The organism is Nitrospira sp. Kam-Ns4a (assembly GCF_965152595.1).
In genome coordinates this window covers 2481543-2503318 of the sequence record NZ_OZ224218.1, presented here as the reverse complement: position 1 = coordinate 2503318, position 21776 = coordinate 2481543, and the positions used below count along the sequence as shown (strand labels likewise).

General features: G+C 68.1%; 21 protein-coding genes and 1 tRNA gene. 17 read left to right on the top strand and 5 right to left on the bottom strand.

Annotation, left to right across the window (positions count from 1 at the left end; all coding sequences use genetic code 11):
• Positions 1 to 7 precede the first annotated feature (7 nt).
• The 13 genes from ACWHYQ_RS12525 to ACWHYQ_RS12465 all read left to right on the top strand — a co-directional run bounded on the left by ACWHYQ_RS12525 (position 8) and on the right by ACWHYQ_RS12465 (position 12472).
• The gene (locus ACWHYQ_RS12525) at positions 8 to 1597 is read left to right on the top strand and encodes a PHP domain-containing protein (RefSeq protein ID WP_447972457.1); all 1590 of its coding nucleotides are present in this window, start codon (positions 8 to 10) and stop codon (positions 1595 to 1597) included.
• A gap of 43 nt (positions 1598 to 1640) precedes the next feature.
• Positions 1641 to 2327 carry a WbqC family protein gene (locus tag ACWHYQ_RS12520; RefSeq protein ID WP_447972456.1) on the top strand — a complete coding sequence of 229 codons (687 nt, stop codon included), beginning with the start codon at positions 1641 to 1643 and terminating at the stop codon, positions 2325 to 2327.
• A 73-nt stretch (positions 2328 to 2400) separates the two neighbouring features.
• Positions 2401 to 3039 (top strand): PIG-L deacetylase family protein, encoded by a 639-nt coding sequence (locus ACWHYQ_RS12515; protein WP_447972455.1) that lies wholly within the window; start codon positions 2401 to 2403, stop codon positions 3037 to 3039.
• A 2-nt stretch (positions 3040 to 3041) separates the two neighbouring features.
• Positions 3042 to 4121, top strand: a complete 1080-nt coding sequence (locus tag ACWHYQ_RS12510; RefSeq protein ID WP_447972454.1) for a DegT/DnrJ/EryC1/StrS family aminotransferase — start codon at positions 3042 to 3044, stop codon at positions 4119 to 4121.
• Between the two features lie 22 nt (positions 4122 to 4143).
• Entirely contained in the window at positions 4144 to 5403 is a 1260-nt protein-coding gene (locus ACWHYQ_RS12505; protein WP_447972453.1) for a glycosyltransferase family 4 protein, read from the top strand.
• A complete protein-coding gene (mtnA, locus tag ACWHYQ_RS12500; protein WP_447975564.1) occupies positions 5400 to 6434 on the top strand; it encodes an S-methyl-5-thioribose-1-phosphate isomerase in 1035 nt (344 codons plus the stop codon). The genes ACWHYQ_RS12505 and mtnA overlap by 4 nt, the downstream gene beginning before the upstream one ends.
• A 127-nt stretch (positions 6435 to 6561) precedes the next feature.
• The gene (gene ndk / locus ACWHYQ_RS12495; protein WP_447972452.1) at positions 6562 to 6984 is read left to right on the top strand and encodes a nucleoside-diphosphate kinase; all 423 of its coding nucleotides are present in this window, start codon (positions 6562 to 6564) and stop codon (positions 6982 to 6984) included.
• Positions 6981 to 8621: a tetratricopeptide repeat protein gene (locus ACWHYQ_RS12490; protein ID WP_447972451.1), complete on the top strand. Its 1641-nt coding sequence runs from the start codon at positions 6981 to 6983 to the stop codon at positions 8619 to 8621. The genes ndk and ACWHYQ_RS12490 overlap by 4 nt, the downstream gene beginning before the upstream one ends.
• 142 nt (positions 8622 to 8763) lie before the next feature.
• Entirely contained in the window at positions 8764 to 9150 is a 387-nt protein-coding gene (gene gcvH, locus ACWHYQ_RS12485; RefSeq protein ID WP_447972450.1) for a glycine cleavage system protein GcvH, read from the top strand.
• A complete protein-coding gene (gene lpdA, locus ACWHYQ_RS12480; RefSeq protein ID WP_447972449.1) occupies positions 9147 to 10556 on the top strand; it encodes a dihydrolipoyl dehydrogenase in 1410 nt (469 codons plus the stop codon). The genes gcvH and lpdA overlap by 4 nt, the downstream gene beginning before the upstream one ends.
• Positions 10557 to 10637: 81 nt before the next feature.
• Entirely contained in the window at positions 10638 to 11102 is a 465-nt protein-coding gene (locus ACWHYQ_RS12475) for a ComEA family DNA-binding protein (RefSeq protein WP_447972448.1), read from the top strand.
• 17 nt (positions 11103 to 11119) lie between these two features.
• Complete coding sequence (tyrS, locus tag ACWHYQ_RS12470) at positions 11120 to 12331, top strand: tyrosine--tRNA ligase (RefSeq protein ID WP_447975563.1); 1212 nt, start codon at positions 11120 to 11122, stop codon at positions 12329 to 12331.
• A gap of 66 nt (positions 12332 to 12397) precedes the next feature.
• Positions 12398 to 12472: transfer RNA gene (locus tag ACWHYQ_RS12465), tRNA-Gly, on the top strand.
• Between the two features lie 113 nt (positions 12473 to 12585).
• On the opposite strand, the gene ACWHYQ_RS12460 is transcribed toward ACWHYQ_RS12465, so the two are convergent.
• Together ACWHYQ_RS12460 and rpmB are read right to left on the bottom strand one after the other, a co-directional pair.
• A complete protein-coding gene (locus ACWHYQ_RS12460) occupies positions 12586 to 13023 on the bottom strand; it encodes an FKBP-type peptidyl-prolyl cis-trans isomerase (RefSeq protein ID WP_447972447.1) in 438 nt (145 codons plus the stop codon).
• 296 nt (positions 13024 to 13319) lie between these two features.
• A complete protein-coding gene (gene rpmB, locus ACWHYQ_RS12455) occupies positions 13320 to 13511 on the bottom strand; it encodes a 50S ribosomal protein L28 (RefSeq protein ID WP_447972446.1) in 192 nt (63 codons plus the stop codon).
• A 212-nt stretch (positions 13512 to 13723) separates the two neighbouring features.
• Between rpmB and recG the strand changes: the two genes are divergently transcribed.
• From recG to ACWHYQ_RS12440, 3 genes are read left to right on the top strand one after another with little or no spacing between them, the layout of a single operon-like run.
• Positions 13724 to 16273, top strand: coding sequence for an ATP-dependent DNA helicase RecG (gene recG / locus ACWHYQ_RS12450; protein WP_447975562.1), 2550 nt, complete (start codon positions 13724 to 13726; stop codon positions 16271 to 16273).
• 19 nt (positions 16274 to 16292) lie between these two features.
• Positions 16293 to 16616: a hypothetical protein gene (locus ACWHYQ_RS12445; RefSeq protein ID WP_447972445.1), complete on the top strand. Its 324-nt coding sequence runs from the start codon at positions 16293 to 16295 to the stop codon at positions 16614 to 16616.
• Complete coding sequence (locus tag ACWHYQ_RS12440) at positions 16613 to 17572, top strand: Ppx/GppA phosphatase family protein (RefSeq protein ID WP_447972444.1); 960 nt, start codon at positions 16613 to 16615, stop codon at positions 17570 to 17572. Before ACWHYQ_RS12445 ends, ACWHYQ_RS12440 begins: the two co-directional genes overlap by 4 nt.
• A 98-nt stretch (positions 17573 to 17670) precedes the next feature.
• Here ACWHYQ_RS12440 and ACWHYQ_RS12435 read toward each other — a convergent pair whose 3' ends face one another.
• The 3 genes from ACWHYQ_RS12435 to ACWHYQ_RS12425 all read right to left on the bottom strand — a co-directional run bounded on the left by ACWHYQ_RS12435 (position 17671) and on the right by ACWHYQ_RS12425 (position 20420).
• The gene (locus ACWHYQ_RS12435; protein WP_447972443.1) at positions 17671 to 19155 is read right to left on the bottom strand and encodes a class I SAM-dependent methyltransferase; all 1485 of its coding nucleotides are present in this window, start codon (positions 19153 to 19155) and stop codon (positions 17671 to 17673) included.
• A 37-nt stretch (positions 19156 to 19192) separates the two neighbouring features.
• Positions 19193 to 19906, bottom strand: a complete 714-nt coding sequence (locus ACWHYQ_RS12430; RefSeq protein ID WP_447972442.1) for a TenA family transcriptional regulator — start codon at positions 19904 to 19906, stop codon at positions 19193 to 19195.
• A 142-nt stretch (positions 19907 to 20048) separates the two neighbouring features.
• A complete protein-coding gene (locus ACWHYQ_RS12425) occupies positions 20049 to 20420 on the bottom strand; it encodes a cupredoxin domain-containing protein (RefSeq protein ID WP_447972441.1) in 372 nt (123 codons plus the stop codon).
• Positions 20421 to 20738: 318 nt separating this feature from the next.
• On the opposite strand from ACWHYQ_RS12425, the gene ACWHYQ_RS12420 reads away from it, so the two are divergent.
• Positions 20739 to 21683, top strand: coding sequence for a PKD domain-containing protein (locus tag ACWHYQ_RS12420; protein ID WP_447972440.1), 945 nt, complete (start codon positions 20739 to 20741; stop codon positions 21681 to 21683).
• The last annotated feature ends 93 nt before the right edge of the window (positions 21684 to 21776 follow it).

The following is a 21776-nucleotide window of genomic DNA, read 5'->3' as shown; positions in this document are numbered from 1 at the left end:
AGAAGGGATGAATCAGGGGAGGGAGAAGATGCGGATCGGGTGGCTGCTGACCTGCCTCGTCTGTCTGAGCGGGCTCGCTGCCTACGCCCAGGATTTCAACCCTCGATCTCCAGGTCCCACCCGTCATCCGTCATCCCTCACGCATCATGAGTATCAGCCGCTGGCGGCCGCCTTCCACGTGCACAGCACGATCAGCACGGGCGACCTCACGCTGGACGAGCTGGCGGCGCAGGCGGAGCGGGCCGGGCTCGATGCGGTGGTCCTGACCGAGAACTTCGTGCTGCGCTACGAATACGGGCTCCCGCCGCTGCGCGGGGTGCTCAAGGGGACCGTCTCGCTGCCGTCCGTCCTCGAGTACGGGCTGGAGCGGTTCCTGGCCGATGTGGCGGCGGCCCAGGCGCGCCACCCGCGCGTCCTGTTCGTCCCCGGCGTCGAGGTCATGCCGCACTATTTCTGGACCGGGTCGCTGCTTGACGGCACCCTCACCATGCACAACGCGCAGAAGAACGTGCTGGTCCTCGGGCTGGCCCGCGCCGCGGAGTACCGGGCGCTGCCGGCCAACGGCAACCCCGGCTCCTACCGCGACGGCTGGGAGGCGGCGGCGACCCTCGTGCCGGCGCTCCTCTTCGCGCCGGCCGCCTGGCTCTGGTTCCGCCGACCCGACCGGACGGTGCTGGGCGGCCGACCCCTGTCCCGGCAGGCCACGCGGCACCGCGGCGCGGCTTTGCTGCTGGCCGCCCTGGGCGGCTTCCTCCTGTGGAACGCCTGGCCGCCCGGCACGCCGCGGTTCAGCGCCTACGATGATCGGCTCGGGGAGCGGCCCTACCAGGCGCTCATTGACGAGGTGACGGCCAGGGGCGGCGTCACGGTCTGGTCCATGCCGGAGGCTCGGGACTTCCACGTCGTCTCCTACGGCCCGCTGGGCCCAGTGACGATCAAGACGGACCCCTATCCCGAGGCGCTCATAGAAACGAGCGGCTATACGGCCTTCGGCGGCATTTACCAGGACACGCGCACGGTCACCGATCCGGGCGGCCTCTGGGACCAGATACTGGGCCTGTACGTGAACGGTCGGCGGGCACCGCCGCCCTTCGCCGTCGGCGAACTCGCCTTTCACGGGTTGAATCGGGATACGCGGGAGCTTGACCAAGTCCTGACTGTCCTCTGGGTCCGCGAGCGGTCCGTCGCCGGATTGCTCGAAGCGCTCCACGCGGGGCGCCTCTACGCGGTCGGGCAATATCGGCGGGGCCTCGGGCTCAGGCTGGACCGGTTCCAGGTGGCATGCGACGGAGGGATCCGGTGGGCCGAATCCGGCGAATGGCTGTCTCCGCAGGGAGCGCGGGATCTGTCCGTGCACGTCGCGGTTTCAGCCACCGACGGCGGGGCCCATCCGATCCGGGTGACGCTGGTCCGGTCCGGCCAGGTGCTGGCGCAGGTCGACGGCCTGACGCCGTTCGACCAGACCTTCACGGATGGGGCGCCGACCTCGGGCCAGGGACGGTTCTATCGGGTCTTTGTCGAGACCGAAGGCGCCGAACTCCTCAGCAACCCGGTGTTTGTGGGGGGTTCACAAGGCCGCTTACAAAGATTATCCTAATCTCTCCTGTGCAGAGACCGGTTTGACGCTGCCGCGGAGGCTCATGCTCGTCGCCATTCACCAGCCCCAGTTCATGCCGTGGCTCGGGTACCTCGACAAGATTGATCGTGCCGACCTCTTTGTGATACTGGACAGCGTGCAATTCAAGAAGGGCGAGTGGCAGAACCGGAACCGCATCCGGACGGCCGAGGGTTGGCAATGGCTGACGGTTCCCGTCTTGCAGAAGTTCGGCCAACGTCTGGACGCGGTGCGGGTCAACGAGTCCGTGGATTGGCGCGGGAAGCATCTCCGGGCGCTCGCCATGCATTACAGCCGGGCGCCGTTCCGGGATCGGTACCTGGGCGACCTTAAGGCCATCTATGACCGTCCTTGGGAGCGGCTCGCCGAGCTGAACCTCGCGGTGTTGCGGTGGTTGCTCGAGGCCTTCGGGATTGCGACCCCGTTGCGCTTGTCGTCGGCCATGGTCCTCCGGTGCGAACCGACCGACCGCCTCATTGACATCTGCCGCGCGGTCGGCGCCACTCGCTATCTCGCCGGCGCCGGCGCCGCCGGGTACATGGATGTCCAGCGCTTCCGGGCCAGCGGCCTGGCGCTGGAGTTCCAGGCGTTCCGGCATCCAGTCTATCCCCAATGTTACGAGCCGTTTGTACCGGGGATGGCGGCAATCGACCTGTTGTTTATGTGTGGAGACACCGCGCTCCAGCGACTGCGGGAGGCGCGTGGGAACTAGCTGGCAGCAAGGAGCGAGCAGCGAAATCAGTCGAAGCGACGGGCTGCTTGCCACCGACTGCGGGGAGGTTGGGATGCCGACCGACGAGGGGCAACGGCTTCGCGTGCTCGCGCTGGGCGCCCATCCAGACGACATCGAAGCGGGTTGCGGCGGAACCCTCGTGCGCTACGCGCAGCACGGGCACCGGGTGTTCCTGATGGTGCTGACTGCGGGCGAGCTGGGGGCCAGCCGGGGCATTCGCCGGCGGGAACAGGGGCGGGCGGCCCGGATCCTCGGCGCGGAGCGGATCTTCTGGGGCGGCTACCCCGATACGAAGGTGCCGCTGGACCGGGGCCTGATCCAGCGGATCGAAAGCGTGGTGCGCCGCGTGGATCCCCATGTTATCTTTGTCCATTATCACGACGACACCCACCAGGACCACCGCCACGTCGCCACCTGCACGGTGACGGCCACCCGGTACGCGCGCAACGTGCTCTTCTACGAAGGCCCGACGACCCAGAATTTCTCACCGACGGTCTTCGTGGACATTGACCCGGTGCTCAAAGACAAGGTCGCGGCCCTCGAGGCGCACGCCTCCCAGGTGCGCAAGACGAATATCGAAGGCTTGACGATCGTTGATATTGTCCGCTCGGCCGCGCACTTCCGCGGGATCCAGGGTCGGGTGAAGAGCGCGGAGGGCTTCATCCCCCTCCGCCTGTTCCTCACCATCTAGGCATGGCGGCCGCACGTCCCAGCATTCCCCATTCCCGGCCAACGCTCGGGCCGGAAGAGGCGCGGGCCGTGGCGGCGGTCGTCCGGTCCGGGCAGCTCGCCCAGGGACCGCGGGTGGAGCAGTTCGAGCAGGGCCTGGCGGCGTTCCTGGGGTTGCGCGGCGGTGTGGCGCTCAGCTCGGGCAGCGCCGCGCTGGAAGCGGCGCTGCTCGCCCTCGGCGTCGAGTCGGGGGACGAGGTCGTGCTCCCGAGCTACACCTGCGCCGCCTTGTGGCTTGCGGTGACGCGGGTGGGGGCGCTGCCGCGGGTGGTGGACATTGACCTCGCGACCTTTGCCATTGATCCTGCGGAGGTGAGCCAGGCCTTGACCTCGCGCACCCGCGCGATCCTCGTGCCGCATCCCTTCGGGCTGCCGGCGGACCTGACCGCGCTCCAGGACCTCGGGGTGCCGCTGATCGAGGACTGCGCCCAGACGCTCGGAGCGGTCGAGCGCGGGCGGGCCGTGGGCACGGTCGGGGTCATGACCGTCTGCTCCTTCTACGCGACCAAGCTGCTCTGCACAGGCGAGGGGGGCATGCTGCTGTCCAACGACCCCGCGGTGCTGGAGCGGGTCCGGGCGCTCCGGGACTATGACGAGGCGCCGCGGCTGGATCCCGCCGCCTGGAACCGGAAGATGACCGAGCTGCAGGCGGCGCTAGGCCTGGTCCAACTGGGGCAGCTCCGGGGCTTTCTCGAGCAGCGCGCCGCGCTCGCCTCGCGCTACTCGGCGGCGCTGGCGGGCACGGGCCTGATCCTGCCCCACGTGCCGGAGGGGCGCAGCCACGTCTTCTACCGCTACGTGGTCAGGCTGGGCGGGCCCGACCGGTCCCCGCATCGGGTGGATGATGCGATCGCCCGATTGGCGCGCCGGGGCGTGCACTGCCGGCGCCCGGTCTTCAGGCCGATTCACCAGTACCTTGGCCTGGAGGGATACCCCGCGAGCGAGATGGCCTTCGCGACCGCGCTCTCGATCCCGATTTATCCGTCCCTGACGGACAAGGAGGTCGAGCGGACGATCCAGGCCGTCCGGGACGAACTGGGCTGACCGCAATCCGAAAGGGTGGCTGATGGGCGCAGAGCTTCCTCAACCCCGATGGCCGGTCCCGGCCGGTCTCGTCGGGCTCGGCTTGCTCGGCGTCCTGCTGGCCCCGCCGACGCGGGACTGGTTCGTCTCAGAAGGACAGCGATGGGCCTATATCCTGCTCATCTCGTGCACCACGACCTTCGCCGCGACTCCAGCCGCGATCTGGCTCGGGCGCCGGTGGGGGCTCGTGGACCAGCCCTCGACACGGAAAATTCACCGGCTCCCGACCCCGCGGGTCGGCGGCCTCGCGATCTACCTGGGGTTCGTCACGTCGTTGCTGGTGAACGCCATCCTGAGCGGGTGGATGGTGGCGGTCCTGATCGCCGGCACCCTGATGCTGCTCGTCGGCTTCGCGGACGACATCTGGGAACTTCCGGCGTGGGTCAAACTCGCCGCGCAGCTCGGCGGTGCGTGGCTCGTGATCCATTCTGGTATCCTGCTCACGCTGGTGCCGGCGGGGCCGGTAGGCGACATAGCCAATGCGCTCCTGACCGTTCTGTGGCTCGTCGGCATCACCAACGCGTTGAACTTCTTCGACGGGATGGACGGCCTGGCCACGGGCCTCGCGGTCCTCATCGCCTTGTTTTTGGGATCGGTGGCCTTTCAGACCGACCAGCCCGGGCTCGGCTGGGTGGCGATTGCGATCCTGGGGGCCTGTCTAGGATTCTTCCCGTACAATTTCCGCAACCGGGAGCCGGCCCTGATCTTTCTAGGGGACGGCGGCTCCACGTTTCTGGGCTTTACGCTTGCCTGCCTGGCGGTCAAGGGGAACTGGGCCGACGAGGATCCGCTGGTCTCCTTTTCGAACCCGCTCTTGATTTTCGGGGTCCTGATCTACGATATGATCCATATCACGGCCGAGCGGATCGCGACCGGCAAGGTCAGCTCCCTCAAGGAATGGATTGACTACGTGGGGAAGGATCACCTGCACCACCGGCTCGAGCGCGTGCTGGGGAGCCGGCGGGCCAGTGTCGCGATGATCTTTGCGCTGACCGTCTGCCTGGGGCTGGCGGCCATGGTCCTCCGGAAAGCCGGCCTGGCGGAGGCGCTCATGTTGCTGGCCCAGGCGGCACTGATCGTCACGATTCTCACGATCCTGGAGCATCGGGGGCGCCCGGAATACCGACAGGCCCGCCCGGACCGGTTCCCGGCGGAAGGTTCCGCCATCCAGGACGGGCCGTTGCCTACCGCAGGGGACGGGCGCGCGGGCCACGGGGCACAGGAGTTGCCGGAGGACGGCTGATGGTGTCGACCGTGCAGTGGCACGAAGGGACCGTGCGCATCCTGGACCAGAGCCGGCTCCCGGGCTGCGTGGAGTACCTCGACTGCCGCGACTACCGGGACGTCGCGCGCGCGATTCGGGAGCTGCGGGTACGCGGCGCCCCGGCTATCGGGGTGACGGCCGCGATGGGGGTGGCGTTGGGCGCCCAGGCGGTGCACGCGACTGACTACGACAGCTTCGCGAAGGCCGTGCTGGAGATCTGCGACCACCTGGCCGCGACCCGGCCGACCGCGGTCAACCTGTTCTGGGCGATCGAGCGGATGAAGCGGACTCTGGCCGGTCTGCGCGGCCAGCCGCTGGACGTGCTCGCGCGGCGTTTGGTCGAGGAGTCCCAGCGGATCCTGGACGAAGACATCGCGATGAACCGCGCGATCGGCGCGCACGGCGCGGCGCTCGTCCGGGACGGCCAGACAATCCTGACTCACTGCAATGCGGGCGCCCTGGCGACAGCCGGGTATGGCACCGCGCTGGGCGTCGTCCGCGCCGCCTGGGAGCAAGGCAAGCGGATCCGGGTGCTGGCGGACGAGACGCGGCCGGTCCTCCAGGGTGCGCGCCTGACGGCCTGGGAGCTGAAGCAAGACGGGATTCCCGTGACGTTGATCACCGACAACATGGCTGGCGCGCTGATGCGGCAGGGGCGTGTGGATCTCTGCCTCGTCGGAGCGGACCGGATCGCCGCCAACGGGGACGTGGCCAATAAGATCGGCACCTATTCGGTGGCTGTGCTGGCCAAGGCGCACGGCATCCCCTTCTACGTCGCCGCGCCGCACTCCACGGTTGATTTGGCGACGCCGTCGGGCGACCACATCCCGATCGAGCAGCGCCGGCCGGAGGAGGTCACGGCGATCTGCGGCGGCCCGCCGATCGCGCCAGCCGACGTGGACGTGCTGAACCCCGCCTTCGACGTCACCCCCGCTGCCTACGTCACGGCGATCATCACCGAACGCGGCGTGTGCAAGCCGAGCGAGTTGGCCCAGCAGTGCCGGTCCTGATCCGGAGTGGGCCGCGGCGCCGCGGCTCGGGGTCGCGTTCCTTGCAACCGCCGCCGGTCTTCCTCTAGAATGCGTCCGTTCGCGTCTCGCGTTCATCCGACCTCGTCAAAGGAGCCAGTGACAGACCATGGCCGAACGGACACTTGCCATCATCAAACCGGATGCGGTGAAGAAGCACGCGATCGGCGACATCATCCGGCGGTACGAAGCCGCCGGGCTCGAGCCGATCGCGATGCGCATGCTGCAGCTCTCCAAGGCGGCGGCCGAAGGATTCTACGCGGTGCATCGGCAGCGGCCGTTCTTCGACAGCTTGACCCGGTTCATGGCCTCGGGCCCGATCGTCGTGCTGGTCCTGGAGGGCGACGGTGCGATCAAGCGGCACCGCGACCTTATGGGCGCCACTGATCCGGCGAAGGCCGATCGGGACACGATCCGGGCGGTGTACGGCACCTCGATCGAAGCCAACGCCGTGCATGGCTCCGATTCGCCGGAGACCGCCAGGTTCGAGATCGGCTATTTCTTCTCCGAGATGGAGTTGACCGTGCGGTGATCGGTCGGAGCGCCTCGCTCGGCTCCTCCCCCTCGGCGCGCCGGACTGTGCGGTCTGGCCCGTCGTGCCGACGGCCGCGTATCCTCGCCGGCGATCAGCGGTTGCTTCCTCGCCTTCCTCCGGTCCTGCTGGCCGTGCTCCTGGGAACAGGCTGCGCGGCGCCGCAGGCGCCGGCGTCGGCCGCGCCGGCCGGTCGGCCGCAGGGCCCCCCGGCGCTGTTGTCCGAGACGGAGCCGGCCCGCGACGTCCGGTCCAGGCTGCTTCAGGAGGCCCGCGCCGCTTACGACGAGGGCCGGTACGCCGCAGCCGCCCGGCAGCTCCGTCGCCTCCTCGAGGCCGGGGCGGACCAGCCCGTCGACGCGGAGGCGCATTGGTGGCTGGCGCAGTCGTACGAGCGCCTCGGCGAGCTGGCTGCCGCCGTGGCCGAGTATCGGGCGTTCCTCCAGACGACCGAGACCGACACGATGGCCGGCCGAGCGGAGCGAGTGGCGGCCGCGCGGCACGTGCTGGAACTAGAGGGTGTCCTCGGGGTACCGGCGGTCAGCCTCCGGAACGTGGTTGCGCTTGCCGTCCCCGCGCACCGGCTCGGCGACCAGCCGGATCAGGACCGCTGGCTGGAGGAGGTCCGGCGTACGGGCGTGACGACGCTCGTGGTCGAGGCGGGCACGAGCGCGGACGGCTCCCGCCGTTCTCGACCGGACCACGCGAGCATCGGCGCGACGGAGCGGGCTGGCGTCTATTTCCACACGGCCTGGGCGCCGGTGCTCGAGGACGCCTTGGGGCCACTCGTGGCGAGCGCCCACCGGCACGGCCTGGCCGTGGTGGCGGCCCTGACGTTGCGGCGGATGCTCTGGGTGGATGCCGGGCTCGGCTGGGCGGACCGGCGCTATGATCCCGCCGCGCAGGCGCTCCGGCCGACTCCTTTGACCCTCGATCTGTTCCATCCGGCCGTTCAGGAGTACCTGATCGGGCTCCTGACCGATCTGGCGGCGACCGGCGTGGACGGCCTGCTGTTCCGGGCCGACGCCCCACTCGGTCCGACGGACGGGCTCAGCCCCTTCGGGCTCGGCGGCTTCGAGCGCGAGTTCGGCGTGAAGCTGGATCCCGCCCGATTGTTCGCACGCCCGGCCAAGCCGACGCCGCGGCCAGGCCGGCAGGGAACCGGTGCCGAGCCGGACCTGCGCGGGGCACCGCCCGAGTTCTGGCGGTGGACGGGCTGGAAGATGCGCGAGTCGCTCGCGGTGACGGCCCGCGTGGCGCGCGCCGTTCAGGTCCGGTCGCCTCGCCTGAAAGTCGGCCTGGAGGTGCATCCCGAGGCGGCCGTGGATCCGGCTGCCGCGCTCGTGCGCTACGGAGAGGATCTGCTGGAAGCCAAACGCAGTGGCTTGGACTTCTACGTCATCGCGCCCGCAGTGGACGAGAAGCGGAACGGGGCCGCCGGATCCAGCGCGGGGTCCGAGTTGGCCAATCGGGCGGTCGCATTGATCGGGGAAGCGGACCGGGTGTGGGTCACGAGGCTACTCTCCGAGGGGGATCGTGCGCCGATGTCGCCGCGGTTGACGGTGGCGGCCGATCGGGGCACGCTGCCCCCGGGCGTCGGCCTGCTCTATGCGGCCCGGGGTCGCGCGGTTCCTTGACAAACCGGGTCGGCTGCACTACGATCGCACGGCATTTCCGAAGCCTTCAGCCGCGAGCCATGCGCACGGTACCGATCCGTCGGCTTGCCAGGTTGCTCGCCGAACGCTGACCACTGGCCGCCGAGTTTCAAGCGAGGAGAGCATGGTGCCGACGAATCTTCGGTTTCATAAAGAGCATGAATGGATTCGAGTGGAAGGGACGCAGGCCACGCTGGGGATCAGCGACTTCGCGCAGGACGCCCTTGGCGATATCGTCTACGTGGATATGCCCAAGGTCGGAGCGACGGTGACCGCCGGGCAGCCGATCGGCGAGATCGAATCCACCAAAACGACTTCCAGCCTGTACACGCCCGTCAGCGGACGGATCGTCAAGGTGAACGAAGAGTTGACGGCCCACCCCGAACTCATCAACCGCGACCCCTACGAGAAGGGTTGGATTGCGGTGATTGAGCTGTCGGCTCCGGCTCAGGTGGAGCAGCTCATGACCGCCTCCCAGTACCAGGAGTTCCTGGCCTCCCAGAAGCAATGAGTCCGGCACGGCGCATCGCCATTCTGGGCGCCGGCCCCGGCGGCTACGTGGCGGCGATCCGGGCGGCCCAGCTCGGCGCCCGCGTGACGGTCGTGGAGGAGCAGGCGCTCGGCGGGGTCTGCCTGAACTGGGGCTGCATTCCCAGCAAGGCGCTGCTGAGCGTCGTGGACCTGGGCGACCGGCTGAAGGCGGCGGGAGACCTGGGGCTCCGCGTCGCGGGGCCCCTGGGCTTCGATCTGGCGGCCATGGTCGCCCGGAAGAACCGCGTGGTGGCCGGCCTGGTCAAGGGGATCGGTACGCTGTTCAAGGCCTGGGGGATCGAGCACCTGGACGGCCGGGGCGAGCTGCTGGACGAGCGCCGGCTCCGGGTGGTCGCCCGCGACGGGACGGAGACCCGGATCGAGGCCGATGCGGTGATCCTGGCGACCGGCTCCTCCTGGCCGAATCTGCCGCGCGTTCCCGTGGACGGGCGCTCCATCATCACCAGCAAGGAGGCGCTCGACCTCACGGCTGTGCCGGCCCGCCTGCTGATCGTCGGCGCCGGCGTCGAGGGCTGCGAGTTCGCGTCGCTGTTCAGCGGCCTCGGCGCGCGGGTGACGATGGTGGAGCTGATGCCGCGCATCCTGCCCCAAGAGGACGAGGAGATCGCGACTTTCATGGAGCGGGAGCTGAAGAAGCGCGGGGTGGACATCCGGACCGGCACGACGGTCGAGCGGGTGGCGCGCGACGGCAGTGCGGTGACGGCGACGCTCGCGGGCGGCGATTCCCTCACCGTCGAGACGGTGCTGGTCTCGGTCGGCCGGGGTTTCCATTCCAAGGGCATTGGGTTGGAGAAGGCCGGCGTCCAGGTGGGGCCGCGCGGCGAGATCCAGGTGAACGAGCGGATGGAGACAAACGTGCCGGGCGTGTATGCGATCGGCGACGTGGTCGGTCAGGCGATGCTCGCCCACGTGGCGTCGGCGCAAGGGAAGGTCGCGGCCGAGAACGCAACGGGCGGGCAACGACGCATCCGGTACGATGTGATTCCCGCTGGGATCTTCACCCTGCCGGAAATCGGCCGCGTCGGGTTGACCGAACAGCAGGCGCGGGAGCAGGGCCGCGCCTCCGACGTGACGGTGGGCCGATTCCGGTACACCGCCTTGGGCAAGGCCCAGGCCACGGGGGAGACCACGGGGATGTTCAAGCTGATCGCCGACGGCAAGACCGGCCGTCTCCTCGGCGCGCACATCGTCGGGGCCCACGCGGCGGACCTAATCCATGAAGCGGCTCTCGCCCTGCAGCTCGGTGCGACCGCCGGTCAGGTGGCTGAGCTGATCCACGCCCATCCGACCCTCTCCGAGGGCCTGCTGGAAGCGGCCGAGGACGTGGAAGGCCTGGCGATCCATCTGGCACGAAAGAAGCCCTGAGGGGGAGTCGGCGATGGGCCGTCAGCGGTCAGCCTGAAGCGAACCTGCAAGCTGGCGGCCGACCCCTGAAACGCTCTTCCTATGATCCGCTCGCTGCTGGGCAAGGCTATGATGCTGATCGGCGCAGCCTCGGCCGTGCTGTGGATGGGCTGGCCGACAGGGCCGGGTTCCGCACCAGAGCCGGACGGGCCGGATCCGATCGAGGCTGCACCGGGGCCGGTCGTCCCGCCGGTTGGAGCGCGGAACGGAGCGGATCGCCCGACCCGGACGGCCGCCTCCGCCAGGCTGGATTTGAATTACGCCTCCGTCGAGGAGCTGGAGGCGCTGCCCGGAGTCGGTGCGATCCTGGCCCGGCGCATCGTCGAATGGCGCGCCGTGCACGGGCCCTTTCGGACCGTGGAGCAGTTGCGCGACGTGAAGGGAATCGGGCGGAGCCGATTTGAGCGGTTGCGGCCACTCGTGACCATCGGTGCGGCGGGTGGGGAGCCGCGTTCCCCGGTGCCGCCCCGGACGCCCCTTCCCCGGCGGAGCCCGGAGCACCCGTGAACGAGCTGTCCCGGCAAATGGAATTGATCCTCCGCGGCGTCGTGGAGGTGATCCAGCCAAGCGAGCTGGAGGCCAAGCTGAGCCGCGCGCTCAAGGAGCGGCGCCCGCTCCGGGTCAAGGCTGGCTTCGATCCGACCGCTCCGGATCTCCACCTGGGGCACACGGTGTTGATCCATAAGCTGAAGCATTTCCAGGACCTCGGCCATCAGGTGATCTTCCTGGTCGGGGACTTCACCGGGATGATCGGCGATCCGACGGGCGTCTCCGAGACCCGTGTGGCGCTGACCCGCGAACAGGTGCGGGAGAACGCGAAGACCTATCAGCGGCAGATCTTCAAGATCCTCGACCCGGCGAAGACCCTCGTCGAGTTCAACAGCCGCTGGATGGGGGCTATGAAGGCGGAGGAGCTGATCCAGCTCAGCGCCCATTACAAGGTGGCGCGCATGCTGGAGCGGGAAGACTTCCACAAGCGCTACCACGACCAGAAGCCGATCAGCCTCCACGAGTTCCTGTATCCCTTGATCCAGGGCTACGATTCAGTCGTGCTGAAGGCGGACGTCGAATTGGGCGGGACCGACCAGAAGTTCAACCTGCTCGTCGGGCGAGACCTCCAGCGGGACTTCGGACAGGAGCCGCAGGTCGTGCTCACGATGCCGTTGCTCGAGGGGACGGACGGGGTCCGGAAGATGAGCAAAAGCTTCGGCAACTACATCGCCCTCGAAGACCGACCGGCGGACATGTTCGGCAAGCTCATGTCCATCAGCGACCAGTTGATGCTCCGGTACTACGAGCTGCTCACGACGGAGGACTTGGGCCGGGTCCAGGCCCAGCACCCGATGGAGGCCAAAGTGGCGCTGGCCGAGCAGATCGTCGCCCGCTACCACGGTGTGGAGGCGGCCCGTGAGGCCAAGGCCGATTTTCAGCAGCGCTTCCGGGAGCGGGAGTTTCCGACCCATCCGGACGCGCGGGTGGTCCTGACCGCCGCAGACGTAGCCGACCCGGCGGCGCCCGCCATAGGGCTCGTGGAGCTGGTGGCAAGGACGAAGTTGGTGCCGAGCAAGAGCGAGGCGCGACGGCTGATCGTGCAGGGCGGGGTCGAGATCAACGAGGAAAAGCGCACAGATCCCCAGGCGAGCCTGGCGCTGGAGTCGGGATGCCAGTACCGGTTGCGGGTCGGCCGACGGAAATTCGCGCTGGTCGAGTTCCGGCAGGAAGGGGAGGGCCGCTGAGCCCTTGACTTGCCTTCGTGGGCCGGCGTAGGATGCGGCTCTCCTTCGTGTTCGGATCCACGGGGAGCGGGTGTAGCGCAGTGGTAGCGCAGCGGCTTCCCAAGCCGTCGGTCGCGGGTTCAAATCCCGTCACCCGCTCCATCCCGGAGCGTAGCGGAGGTCCCGCGGCGGTGCTCAATTGACCCGCCGCGGGAGCCGTACCTTCGCGGCCGCTGGTCGTCCCGGGTGTCCAGTTCGTCCCTTCTTCGTCGTCGCTACCCCACGATTTCCACCAGCTCGATCTCGAAGACCAGATCCTGCCCGGCAAGCGGATGGTTCGCGTCCAGCTTGACCTGGGTCGTGGAGACCTCGGTGACGAGCACCGGGATCTTTTGCCCGTCGGGCTGGCGGACCTCAAGTTGCATGCCGACTTTCGGGGTGATCCCGCGGTCCAGGAACTCCGTCGTGTCCAAGACGGCCACGAGGTTGTCCTGATACGGCCCGTAGGCGTCGTGTGACGGGATGGTCTCCGTCTTGCACTGGCCAGGACTCATCCCCAGGAGGGCGCGCTCGAACCCCGGAATGACCGTGCCCTGCCCGGTGGTGAATTCGAAGGGCTCTCCGTCCCGCGACGAGTCAAAGACGGTGCCGTCCGCGAGCTTGCCTGTGTAGTGGATCCGGACCGTGTCTCCGACCTTGACTCGCGGCATCATGGGAACGCTCCTTTCCTGGCTTGATGGTGACGGCGAGGCTGATAGGGGCGCGGGCGCTTCAGCGGCGCGCACGCAGGACAGGCCACGCGCATGCTGGCGATCGGCGGAGCAGATCGAGGCGGGTTGGGCCTGACCTCGGGGCGGGACGATCGGGATGGAACCAGCATCGTTCCTCTTAGCGACCGGCTGGCCGAAAATGCAAGCCGGTTCGGTGGGCCGGCGGCTGACCCGCGCCAGGGGCCGCCACCGAGGGATTCTGTCGGCAAGGGAAGGACCCGATGAGCCGGGGGCGCGCGCTAGACCGCTTTCTTCACCAAGCCTGAGCGCAGGCAGCGCGTGCACACGCGGATGTGCCGCGCCGCGCCGTTCACCAACGCCTTCACTCGCTGGAGATTCGGGCTGAAGATCCGCTTGGTCTTGTTGTTTGCGTGACTGACGTTATGGCCAGTCTGGTGGCCTTTGCCGCAAAGATCGCACACGTACGCCACGGTTCTCCTCGTCGGTCCCGACGATTGGTTCACGAAAGCGGCGTATGCTACCATAAGGCCGGCCGGCCTGACAAGCCTCAGCGTCACGCTGAACGAGGGGCGCTGGACGTTGTTGAATAGGAGAGCTGGGCCGCTGGATGGCGCCTGCCTCGGCACAGCGGTCATCGCTCCGCGCTCATTGTCTCTTCAGCGCGCAGCCTGCCTTGGCGATCATGGATCAGCTTCGCCGTCTCCTTGACGTGCTGACCCGCCCCATCGAATTCGCGAGCCGGGATGCCTATGCGCGCCGGGCCACGGTCAAGAATCTGGGGACGTTCGTATCCGGTCAGGTCGTGCAGGCCCTGGCCCGGGCGGTCTATCCGCCTCGGATCGAAACGGACCTCCTGGTGCTCCGACAGTTGTTCGTGGACTACGACGACGGGGTGGATGGCGAGGAGCGCCAGCTCCGGCTGGCCAAGGCTCGTGCGATCCTGGATCGGCTCGCCCGCGCCGTGAAAGACGGCACGTCGGACAGCCTGTGGTTCGGAACGGGGGCACCGACAGGCCCGGTGCCCTCCCGCTCCGAGGCCCTAAGGGAACCCTCCGGCGGGCCGGCTCCGGCGGCGGAACTCTGGAATCTTCCGATCCGTTTTGCCAAGGGGGTAGGCCCCAAGCGGGCCGCGCTCCTGGAGCGGGTCGGAGTGCGGACTGTGGAGGACGCGCTCTGGTTCTTGCCCTGGCGCTATGAGGACCGGTCGGTGGTCTCTGCTATCGGCCGGCTCGCGCCAGGGACCCACGCGACGGTCTGCGGGCTGGTTCGGCGATGCGAGGTGCGCCGGACCGCGCGGCGTGGGCTCACCTTGCTCGAAGTGACGGTCGAGGATGGCACGGGGCGGTTGAAGGCCGTGTTCTTCAACCAGCCTTACCTGGAGAAGCTGCTGAAGCCGGAGGCCCGAGTGATGCTGAGCGGCAGGGTGACCGCGGGCCGAAAGGGCTGGACCGACCTGCGCATGGACGCCCCGCAGTACGAGCTGGTGGGGGAATCGGACGAGGCCCCGCTGCACGTCGGGCGGGTGGTGCCGATCTATCATGAGACCCGAGGGCTGACCTCGCGGCTGATCCGGAGCGTGATCAAGGGATTGTTGGACCAGTATGCCAGCAGCCTCGAGGAGGTGCTCCCGGCGGCGGTCCGGCGCCGGCACAGCCTGCTCCCCATCGCCACCGCGATGACCGAAGTCCATTTCCCCAGCCCGGAGACGGACCGGGAGGCCCTCGACCGCGGGACGTCCCCGGCACGCCGCCGGCTGGCCTTCGAAGAATTTCTGCTCCTCCAGGTGGGCCTGGCCCTCCGGCAGCGGGGGGTGAAGGAGGAGGTGAAGGGGATTCGATTCGACGTGGACACGCCGCTGCTCCGGCGGCTGCGGGAGGTGTTGCCTTTCAGCCTGACCCGCGCGCAGGCGCGGGTGCTGGAGGAGATCCGCCGGGACATGGCGGCACCGCGCCCGATGAACCGCCTGCTCCAGGGCGACGTGGGATGCGGCAAGACCGTGGTGGCACTGCACGCGATCGTGATCGCCTGCGGGTCGGGCTATCAGGCGGCCCTGATGGTGCCCACCGAGATCCTCGCAGAGCAGCACTATCTCACCCTCCGGGACTTGCTCCGCAGGCTTGGGATAGAGGCAGCCCTGTTGAAGAGCGGCGGCAGCGTCAAGGCGCGGGCTGAAGCGTTGCGGCGCATCGAATCCGGCGCCGCGCAGGTCGTGATCGGCACGCACGCGCTCATTCAAAGGGGCGTCCAGTTCACCAGGCTCGGCCTCGCGGTGATTGACGAGCAGCACAAGTTCGGCGTGCTCCAGCGGAAGACCCTGCTGGAGAAGGGGTACCATCCCGATGTCCTGGTGATGACAGCGACGCCGATTCCTCGCACGCTCGCGATGACCGTCTACGGGGACCTGGATGTCTCGGTCATTGATGCGCTGCCGCCGGGGCGCCTGCCGGTCCGGACGCTGCTCTTTCGGGAGTCGGAGCGGCGGCGGGCCTATCGCTTGCTGGAGAACGAGCTCCGTGCCGGCCGGCAGGGGTACATCGTCTATCCGCTGGTCGAAGAATCCGAGAAGGTGGATCTCCAGGCGGCCATCCAGGCCGCCGAGCGGTTGCAGGCGGAGGAGTTCCGCGCGTACCGTGTGGGCCTGTTGCACGGGCGCCTCAAGACGGACGAGAAGGAGCGGACGATGGCGGCCTTCAAGGCCGGGCAGATCCAGATCTTGGTGGCGACGACCGTCGTGGAGGTGGGGGTGGACGTGCCGAACGCCACGGTCATGCTCGTGGAGCATGCGGAACGGTTCGGATTGGCGCAGCTCCATCAGCTTCGCGGACGAGTCGGACGGGGCAGGGGCCAATCCTATTGCCTGCTCCTCGCGTCGGGACGCGGAGGACCGGGGACGGTGCCCGCTGGCAGCCCGGCCCGCACGGCCGAGGCCGTCGCGCAGCCGGCGCGGCGGCGGCTGGAGGCGCTCCTCGCCTCGACGGACGGGTTCGCGATCGCGGAAGAGGATCTCCGGATTCGAGGGCCGGGCGAATTCTTCGGCGTACGCCAGTGGGGCGCGCCCGAGTTTCGCGCGGCGAACCTGGTGCGGGACGGCGGGCTGCTCGAGCTGGCGCGGCAGGAGGCCTTCGCGCTGGTCGAGGCGGACCCGGCGCTCGCCAGGCCCGAGCATCGGCCATTGCGCGACGCCATGCTGCGGCGGTGGCAGGCCAAGCTGGAGCTCGGGTCGGTGAGCTGAACCTTGGCAGGGCGCGAGGATGCGGCTGCTGCAGCGGATCAAGCACGATCTCAAGGCGGGCTGGGCCGGGCTCCGCTACGGGACGGCGCAGGTCGCCACGCGCGCCCTGATCGAAGCGGAGCTGCTCCGGCTCCGCCTGGACCTCCGGAAGCTCGATCAGCGGATCGGGGATCTCTGCCGGGACATCGGCGAACGGGCGGTCGAGCTGCACGAACGCGGAGAGCCCGCCGAGCGGGTAATCGCCGACCCCGCGATCGTCCAGGCCGTGGACAGGGTCCGCGTGCTGCAGGCGGAGCGGGCCAAGCTGGTCAAGGAAATGGACGAGATGCGGAGCGGGCAGTGAGCCGACGGGAGCGGGGTGCGAGCATGGTGCTGGCCGGGGTGGATATCGGCACGCTCACGTGCCGGCTGCTCGTGGCGAGGGTCGCGCCTGGGCGGCGGTTGGAGGAACTCCACACCGAGCGGCGGATCCTGCGCCTGGGGGAAGGCGTGGCGCGTGACCGGACATTGCGTCCGGCAGCCATGGCACGGGTGATCGAGACGCTTCGGGACTGGCGGGAGGTGATCAGGGGCTGCAAGGTTGAGGCCGAGGCCGCGGTCGCGACGAGCGCGGTCCGTGACGCCGTCAACCAGGAAGCGTTCCTCGCGTGCGTCCGGCGGGAGACCGGTTTCGCGGTCGAGGTGATCGACGGGGAGGAAGAAGCCCGGCGTACCATGCTGGGCATTCGGTCCGGGCTTCCCCGCGGCATCGGGGCGATTCTGGGGTTGGACATCGGCGGCGGGAGCACCGAGTTCATCTTCGACCGTCCCGGGCAGGCGCCGCTGGTCCGCTCCGTGAACCTCGGAGTTGTCCGGCTCACCGAGCATCGCTTGCGGCAGGATCCGCCTTCACCCGAGGAGGTGCGGGCGGCGGTCGAAAGTATCGCGCGTTCGGTCGAGGCCGTCCGGTCGGACTTCAAGGAGCTGGACGGCGCGACCCTCGTGGGCACCGCCGGAACGATCACCACGCTGGCCGCCATGGTCCAGCGGCTGCCGGCGTACGAGCCCGCCCGGATTCACAACTATCGGCTGGAGCTGGACGCAGTCCGTGCGCTGGAACAGGACCTGCTGCGCCGCCGCAGTGAGGAGCGTCGCGGGCTGCCCGGTCTGGAGCCGGGCCGAGAAGACGTGATCGTCGCCGGGACCCTGATCCTGCGAGGAGTCATGGAGGCCTTCGGCGCCACCACGTGCCTGGTCAGCGACTACGGCTTGCGGGAGGGGATCGTCCTGAATCTGGCTGCCCGCCTGCAGGGACTGTGATCAGCGATGAGTGAAGGTGATGGGCCAAGACGAGGAAGTGGCCGGGGCTCCCTGATCCCTATTACCCACCACGCATGACCCATCACTCGTCACCGCACTTATCGTCCCTGCGAGTACCAGCGGAATCCCTTCGACTCGCGGAAGGTCGGGCGGGGCGCCCCGCCAGGCTTCTCCAGCAACAGCACTTTGAAATCCCACAGACCGAACCAGGCGGGATCGATGATCTCGTGGTAGTGGCAGCCGAGGAGCTTCGGCAACATGTCGCCGAGCGTCCGGGCCAGCTCCTGTTCCGTGTAGGCGCGGATCGGGAAGGGCTTGCCCAGCGCCGCACAGAACCGCTGGATCGTGTAGGCCGCGCCCGTGCAGAGGAGACGCGTGTCGGGACGGATGACCAGGAACTTGGGCAGGGCGAACAGTTGGGCCTGGAAGCCGAGCCACCGTGCCGCGTGCCGAAGATGGGTGTACTGGACCTCGTACTCCGTGTGTCCGGGGAGCTTCACGGGGGCCGGCCACCCTTCCTCGACGCCGAACTCGATCAGGATCGCCCGTCCGCCAGGCGCCAGCACCCGCCACAGCTCCGCCAGGAACCGGACCGGGCCGAGGTTGAACACAAACTGTGACGGCAGCTCCGGGTCCAGGGGCAATCGGATGCGACGGATCCAGTCGATGGCTTCCTGATGCAGGGGCGTCGCGCCGCGCTGGGCGCGAACCTCCTCCGGCGTGAGCTGCACCGGCGTCATGTCGGCCAGGTTCTCGTTGTCAATCACGAGATCCACGCTGGCGTCGCGCAACGGGAGCCACTCCGCGTTGGCCTGGACCGCGCGGCTGTCCCACCCGGCTTGGCTAGCGAGCGTGAGCTGGGAGCCGAGAAACGGCCGGGTCAAGTCCACAAAGACGTACCGGATGCCTTGCCGCTCCGACGGCGTCAGCTCCTTCCCTATCTCGTAGGCAACGTAGCCCAGTCCGCCCCCGACTTCGAGGATGACCCTGGGCTTCGGGGTCAGCCAGCCTAGACGGCGCAGGTGCTTGGCGAGGAGCCGCCCGTACGTGAGGCCCTGAAGGGCCTCGCTCGGCTCCCGAAACAGGTGCGAGACCGTCGTCTCGATCGTGTCGAAATGACCCTCCTGCGTGGCGATGTCGCGCAGGTGAAATTCCGAAAGATGGGTTTCGTCTTCCGTCGGCGCGTTTTCGTGCCACCCCTCGCGGATCTGCTGCAGGAGCAAGTCCCACCGGGCACCGTGGCGGTCTCCGGTCGGAGGCTCGGTCCCATAGTAGCAGAGCGCATAGCGCGGGAGGGCCCAGCGCTCCAGGTGCCAGCGCCCGGTCTCCCCGTCGGGCCCACAGACCCACTTGCCGAACCGGCTGAGGAGCGTCCCGACTGTCGAGCGCCCGTCTATCGAGGTGAGCAATTGGATGCCGACTTCGTTGAGACGGATGATCGGGAGGTTGTCGTCCAGCGGCGTCAGCCACCATTCGTCCGGCCGATGCTGGTAGACCACCATATCCGGCATGCGCCAGGCCCGGAGCTTGAGGGTCTCCTCGGTGAGCTCGAGCCGATCTACCTGGACGGATGTCCGATCCATGTTCCCTCACGCGGCTTGCGCCGCCCGCGCCGATGCATCAGGTCACCGGAGCGGGGTGCCGGGCGAAGACTTCCCGGTAGATGCCGTTCCAGAACGCGAGCCACCCGTCGGCCGTCTCCCTGGCCCCCGCCGCGACGAGATCCAGATCCGCCTGCGTCCTGGCGGTCCGCTGGACCGCCTCGATCAGCCAGGCGCTGTGGCAGTCTTCTTCCGAGAGGTGAAGCGTAAAAAATTCTATCTCATCCGGAGCAAAGTGATAGTATTTCTTGAGGGTCGGCTCAAAGAAGCGGAATTCCGCGCCGGCGGTAATCTCGACCGCCATTTCGGCCCCCAAGGCGACCAGGTAGCTCGATTGGGTGAAGAGGCGGCTGAGCAGGTCCAGGTAGCGTTGCACTTCCGCCACGGGCACAGTTCGGGTGAGATCGTCTTCGGTCAGTCCCGCGGCCCGAGCAAAGCGGTTGAGCAGCGAGATGTGCGCGCGCTCGACGCATCCGCTTCCCAACTCGGAATGGAGGGTCTGGATGAGCCGGCTTCGCATCTCCACCTGCTCTAAGGGCGTGTGGTACAGCAGCCCCTCCAGCAGTTTGACGAACCGGTTGCAGAAGTACTGATATTGGCGGAGGAACACGCGCAATTGGGACATCGTCAGGCGCTGTGCCGCGAAGGCCTGGAAGAAGGCGTTTGTGTTCACCGGGTGGCGCTGAAGCTCCTCAACCAAGGATTGCAATGGGGCGGACGGCGGAGCGGTCATGGCCCTCTCCTCGCGTGCTGATGTGTTCGCAGCCAGGGTACACAAATTGTGCATCGCGAGGCAAGGTGCGCACGGAACCGTTTGCGGCCGGCCACCGACGCGGGGATCGAAACAGGCTGATGGAGCGAAGCGGGGATGCGGACTAGGTCTTCTCAGCGGAGGTGGATACCTCGACCACGGTCAAGACGCCGCGCATGATCGGATGGAGGCGGCAGTGATAGGGATACAGTCCCGGGGGAAGTCCGGGCAGGGTGTAGCTGCCATCCGGCGGCACCGAGCCGGAATCGAACAGGCAAGGTCCGCCCGCGACGCATCCGTCGTGGGTGATCGTGTGGTAGGAGGCGGTGGGGTTCGTCCACTGGATCGGAGTGCCGGTCACCACCTTCGCCGCTGCCGGCTGATAGTAAGGCGAGCCGCTCTCAATGGTAATGTTGAACGCCGGCTGTGTCGCTAGGCCGGGCAAGGTGACGGGCGAAAGCAGAGCGAGTGCGACCGCAATGCCGAACCGTCTCACCGCAGTCCTTGCCTCTGTCATAGTTTCCAACCGACTCTCTCTTTCCCTGTTGAGCCTGCCGAGGGGGAAAAGGATTCAAGCAGGCTTCCGACTGGGCATGTTGCTTCATAGGTAAGCCCCGTTCCTTTGAAGTCAAGGTGGGGATGGGATCTGGTCGAAGGGGGCAGGTCCGGAGAACCTTCGCATCGACCGAGGAGCGCTGGTATACTTGCCCGGGGTCTGATCACGGAGCGAGGTCCTGCGGTGACTGGCGGAACAGGTTCGGGACGGTGTAGGCGCCGGGCGGCCTTCGGGTCCGGCGCGGCCGCGATGCTGGGGATGATAGGTGTGCTGGCGGGGCCGGCCGGGGCTTTTACGATCACGTCTCCTGCGGCGGGGGCCGTGCTCCGATCTGGCCAGGAGCTGACCGTCACGGTTGACCTCGGGACAGAAGTCGGGATGCGTCAGGTCCAGTATTACTGGTACCGTCAGGGAGAGGAACCGGCTCCCCTGCAGCAGGCCATGCCTGCCCTGGTGGCCTCGGCAGCAGGATCGGCTCCCTATGGAGGGACGCTCAAAGTCCCCGTGGAGGCGATCGGGGCGATGCGTCTGCTGGCAGTCGGAGAAGTGTCGAGCGGTCGGCTGGCAGGGAGGGTCGAATTCGACGAGATCGTCGTGCAGGTGGATCCGGGTGTGCCGCTCGTCGGGATCGAGTTCGAGGTGGAGAAGCCGTGGCGACTGGATACCATCGGCAAGGTCCTCGAGCTGCCTGTCGTCGGGCAGTTTGCGGACGGCGTGACCCGCCGGCTCGGCGGAGCGTCCGCGGGGAGCACGTATCACTCATCGGACGAGCGCGTGGTCCAGGTCTATCCGGATGGGCTCGTGCGCGTAGTCGGCAACGGGCGCGCTCACCTCACGGTATCCAATCGCGGCAAACAGGGTCGGCTTGATGTGGTCGTGAAGGGAGAGGCCGATCCCAACCAGTCTCCGATCGCCGACGCCGGCGAAGACCTGATCGTCAAGGGGGGAGCCAAGGTCATCCTCAACGGCCTCCGCAGTCGGGATCCGGACGGGGATCCCCTCAAGTACGAGTGGACGCAGGTGCTGGGCCACAAGGTGTCGCTGCTGGACCAGGATTCCCCCAAGGCCACCTTTGTCGCACCCAAGGTGTCAAGCAGACGCCTGCTTCGCTTCCGGCTACGCGTCACGGACATGCGAGGACCCGACACGGTCCGGGGCGCCGACAGTTTGCCCGCCTACGTCAACGTCTGGGTGGAGCCCTGAGAGAGCGGCGCCGTTCCCGCCCCAGCTTTGGGTCGCACCTGCCTTCGAATTGCGCCCCTGCGGTTAGGGTTGGCGTCACCCTCGCTCTTCCGG

What these genes read in the sequence shown, in the direction of transcription:
- ACWHYQ_RS12460 (WP_447972447.1), bottom strand. Translation starts at nt 13,023, where the DNA reads ATGATGCCGCGAGTCAAGGTCGGAGACACGGTCCGGATCCACTACACA.
- ndk (WP_447972452.1), top strand. Translation starts at nt 6,562, where the DNA reads ATGGCCGAACGGACACTTGCCATCATCAAACCGGATGCGGTGAAGAAG.
- ACWHYQ_RS12445 (WP_447972445.1), top strand. Translation starts at nt 16,293, where the DNA reads ATGCGGCTGCTGCAGCGGATCAAGCACGATCTCAAGGCGGGCTGGGCC.
- ACWHYQ_RS12510 (WP_447972454.1), top strand. Translation starts at nt 3,042, where the DNA reads ATGGCGGCCGCACGTCCCAGCATTCCCCATTCCCGGCCAACGCTCGGG.
- recG (WP_447975562.1), top strand. Translation starts at nt 13,724, where the DNA reads ATGGATCAGCTTCGCCGTCTCCTTGACGTGCTGACCCGCCCCATCGAA.
- ACWHYQ_RS12420 (WP_447972440.1), top strand. Translation starts at nt 20,739, where the DNA reads ATGATAGGTGTGCTGGCGGGGCCGGCCGGGGCTTTTACGATCACGTCT.
- tyrS (WP_447975563.1), top strand. Translation starts at nt 11,120, where the DNA reads ATGGAATTGATCCTCCGCGGCGTCGTGGAGGTGATCCAGCCAAGCGAG.
- ACWHYQ_RS12525 (WP_447972457.1), top strand. Translation starts at nt 8, where the DNA reads ATGAATCAGGGGAGGGAGAAGATGCGGATCGGGTGGCTGCTGACCTGC.
- ACWHYQ_RS12475 (WP_447972448.1), top strand. Translation starts at nt 10,638, where the DNA reads ATGATCCGCTCGCTGCTGGGCAAGGCTATGATGCTGATCGGCGCAGCC.
- gcvH (WP_447972450.1), top strand. Translation starts at nt 8,764, where the DNA reads ATGGTGCCGACGAATCTTCGGTTTCATAAAGAGCATGAATGGATTCGA.
- ACWHYQ_RS12505 (WP_447972453.1), top strand. Translation starts at nt 4,144, where the DNA reads ATGGGCGCAGAGCTTCCTCAACCCCGATGGCCGGTCCCGGCCGGTCTC.
- ACWHYQ_RS12430 (WP_447972442.1), bottom strand. Translation starts at nt 19,906, where the DNA reads ATGACCGCTCCGCCGTCCGCCCCATTGCAATCCTTGGTTGAGGAGCTT.
- ACWHYQ_RS12520 (WP_447972456.1), top strand. Translation starts at nt 1,641, where the DNA reads ATGCTCGTCGCCATTCACCAGCCCCAGTTCATGCCGTGGCTCGGGTAC.
- ACWHYQ_RS12515 (WP_447972455.1), top strand. Translation starts at nt 2,401, where the DNA reads ATGCCGACCGACGAGGGGCAACGGCTTCGCGTGCTCGCGCTGGGCGCC.
- ACWHYQ_RS12435 (WP_447972443.1), bottom strand. Translation starts at nt 19,155, where the DNA reads ATGGATCGGACATCCGTCCAGGTAGATCGGCTCGAGCTCACCGAGGAG.
- lpdA (WP_447972449.1), top strand. Translation starts at nt 9,147, where the DNA reads ATGAGTCCGGCACGGCGCATCGCCATTCTGGGCGCCGGCCCCGGCGGC.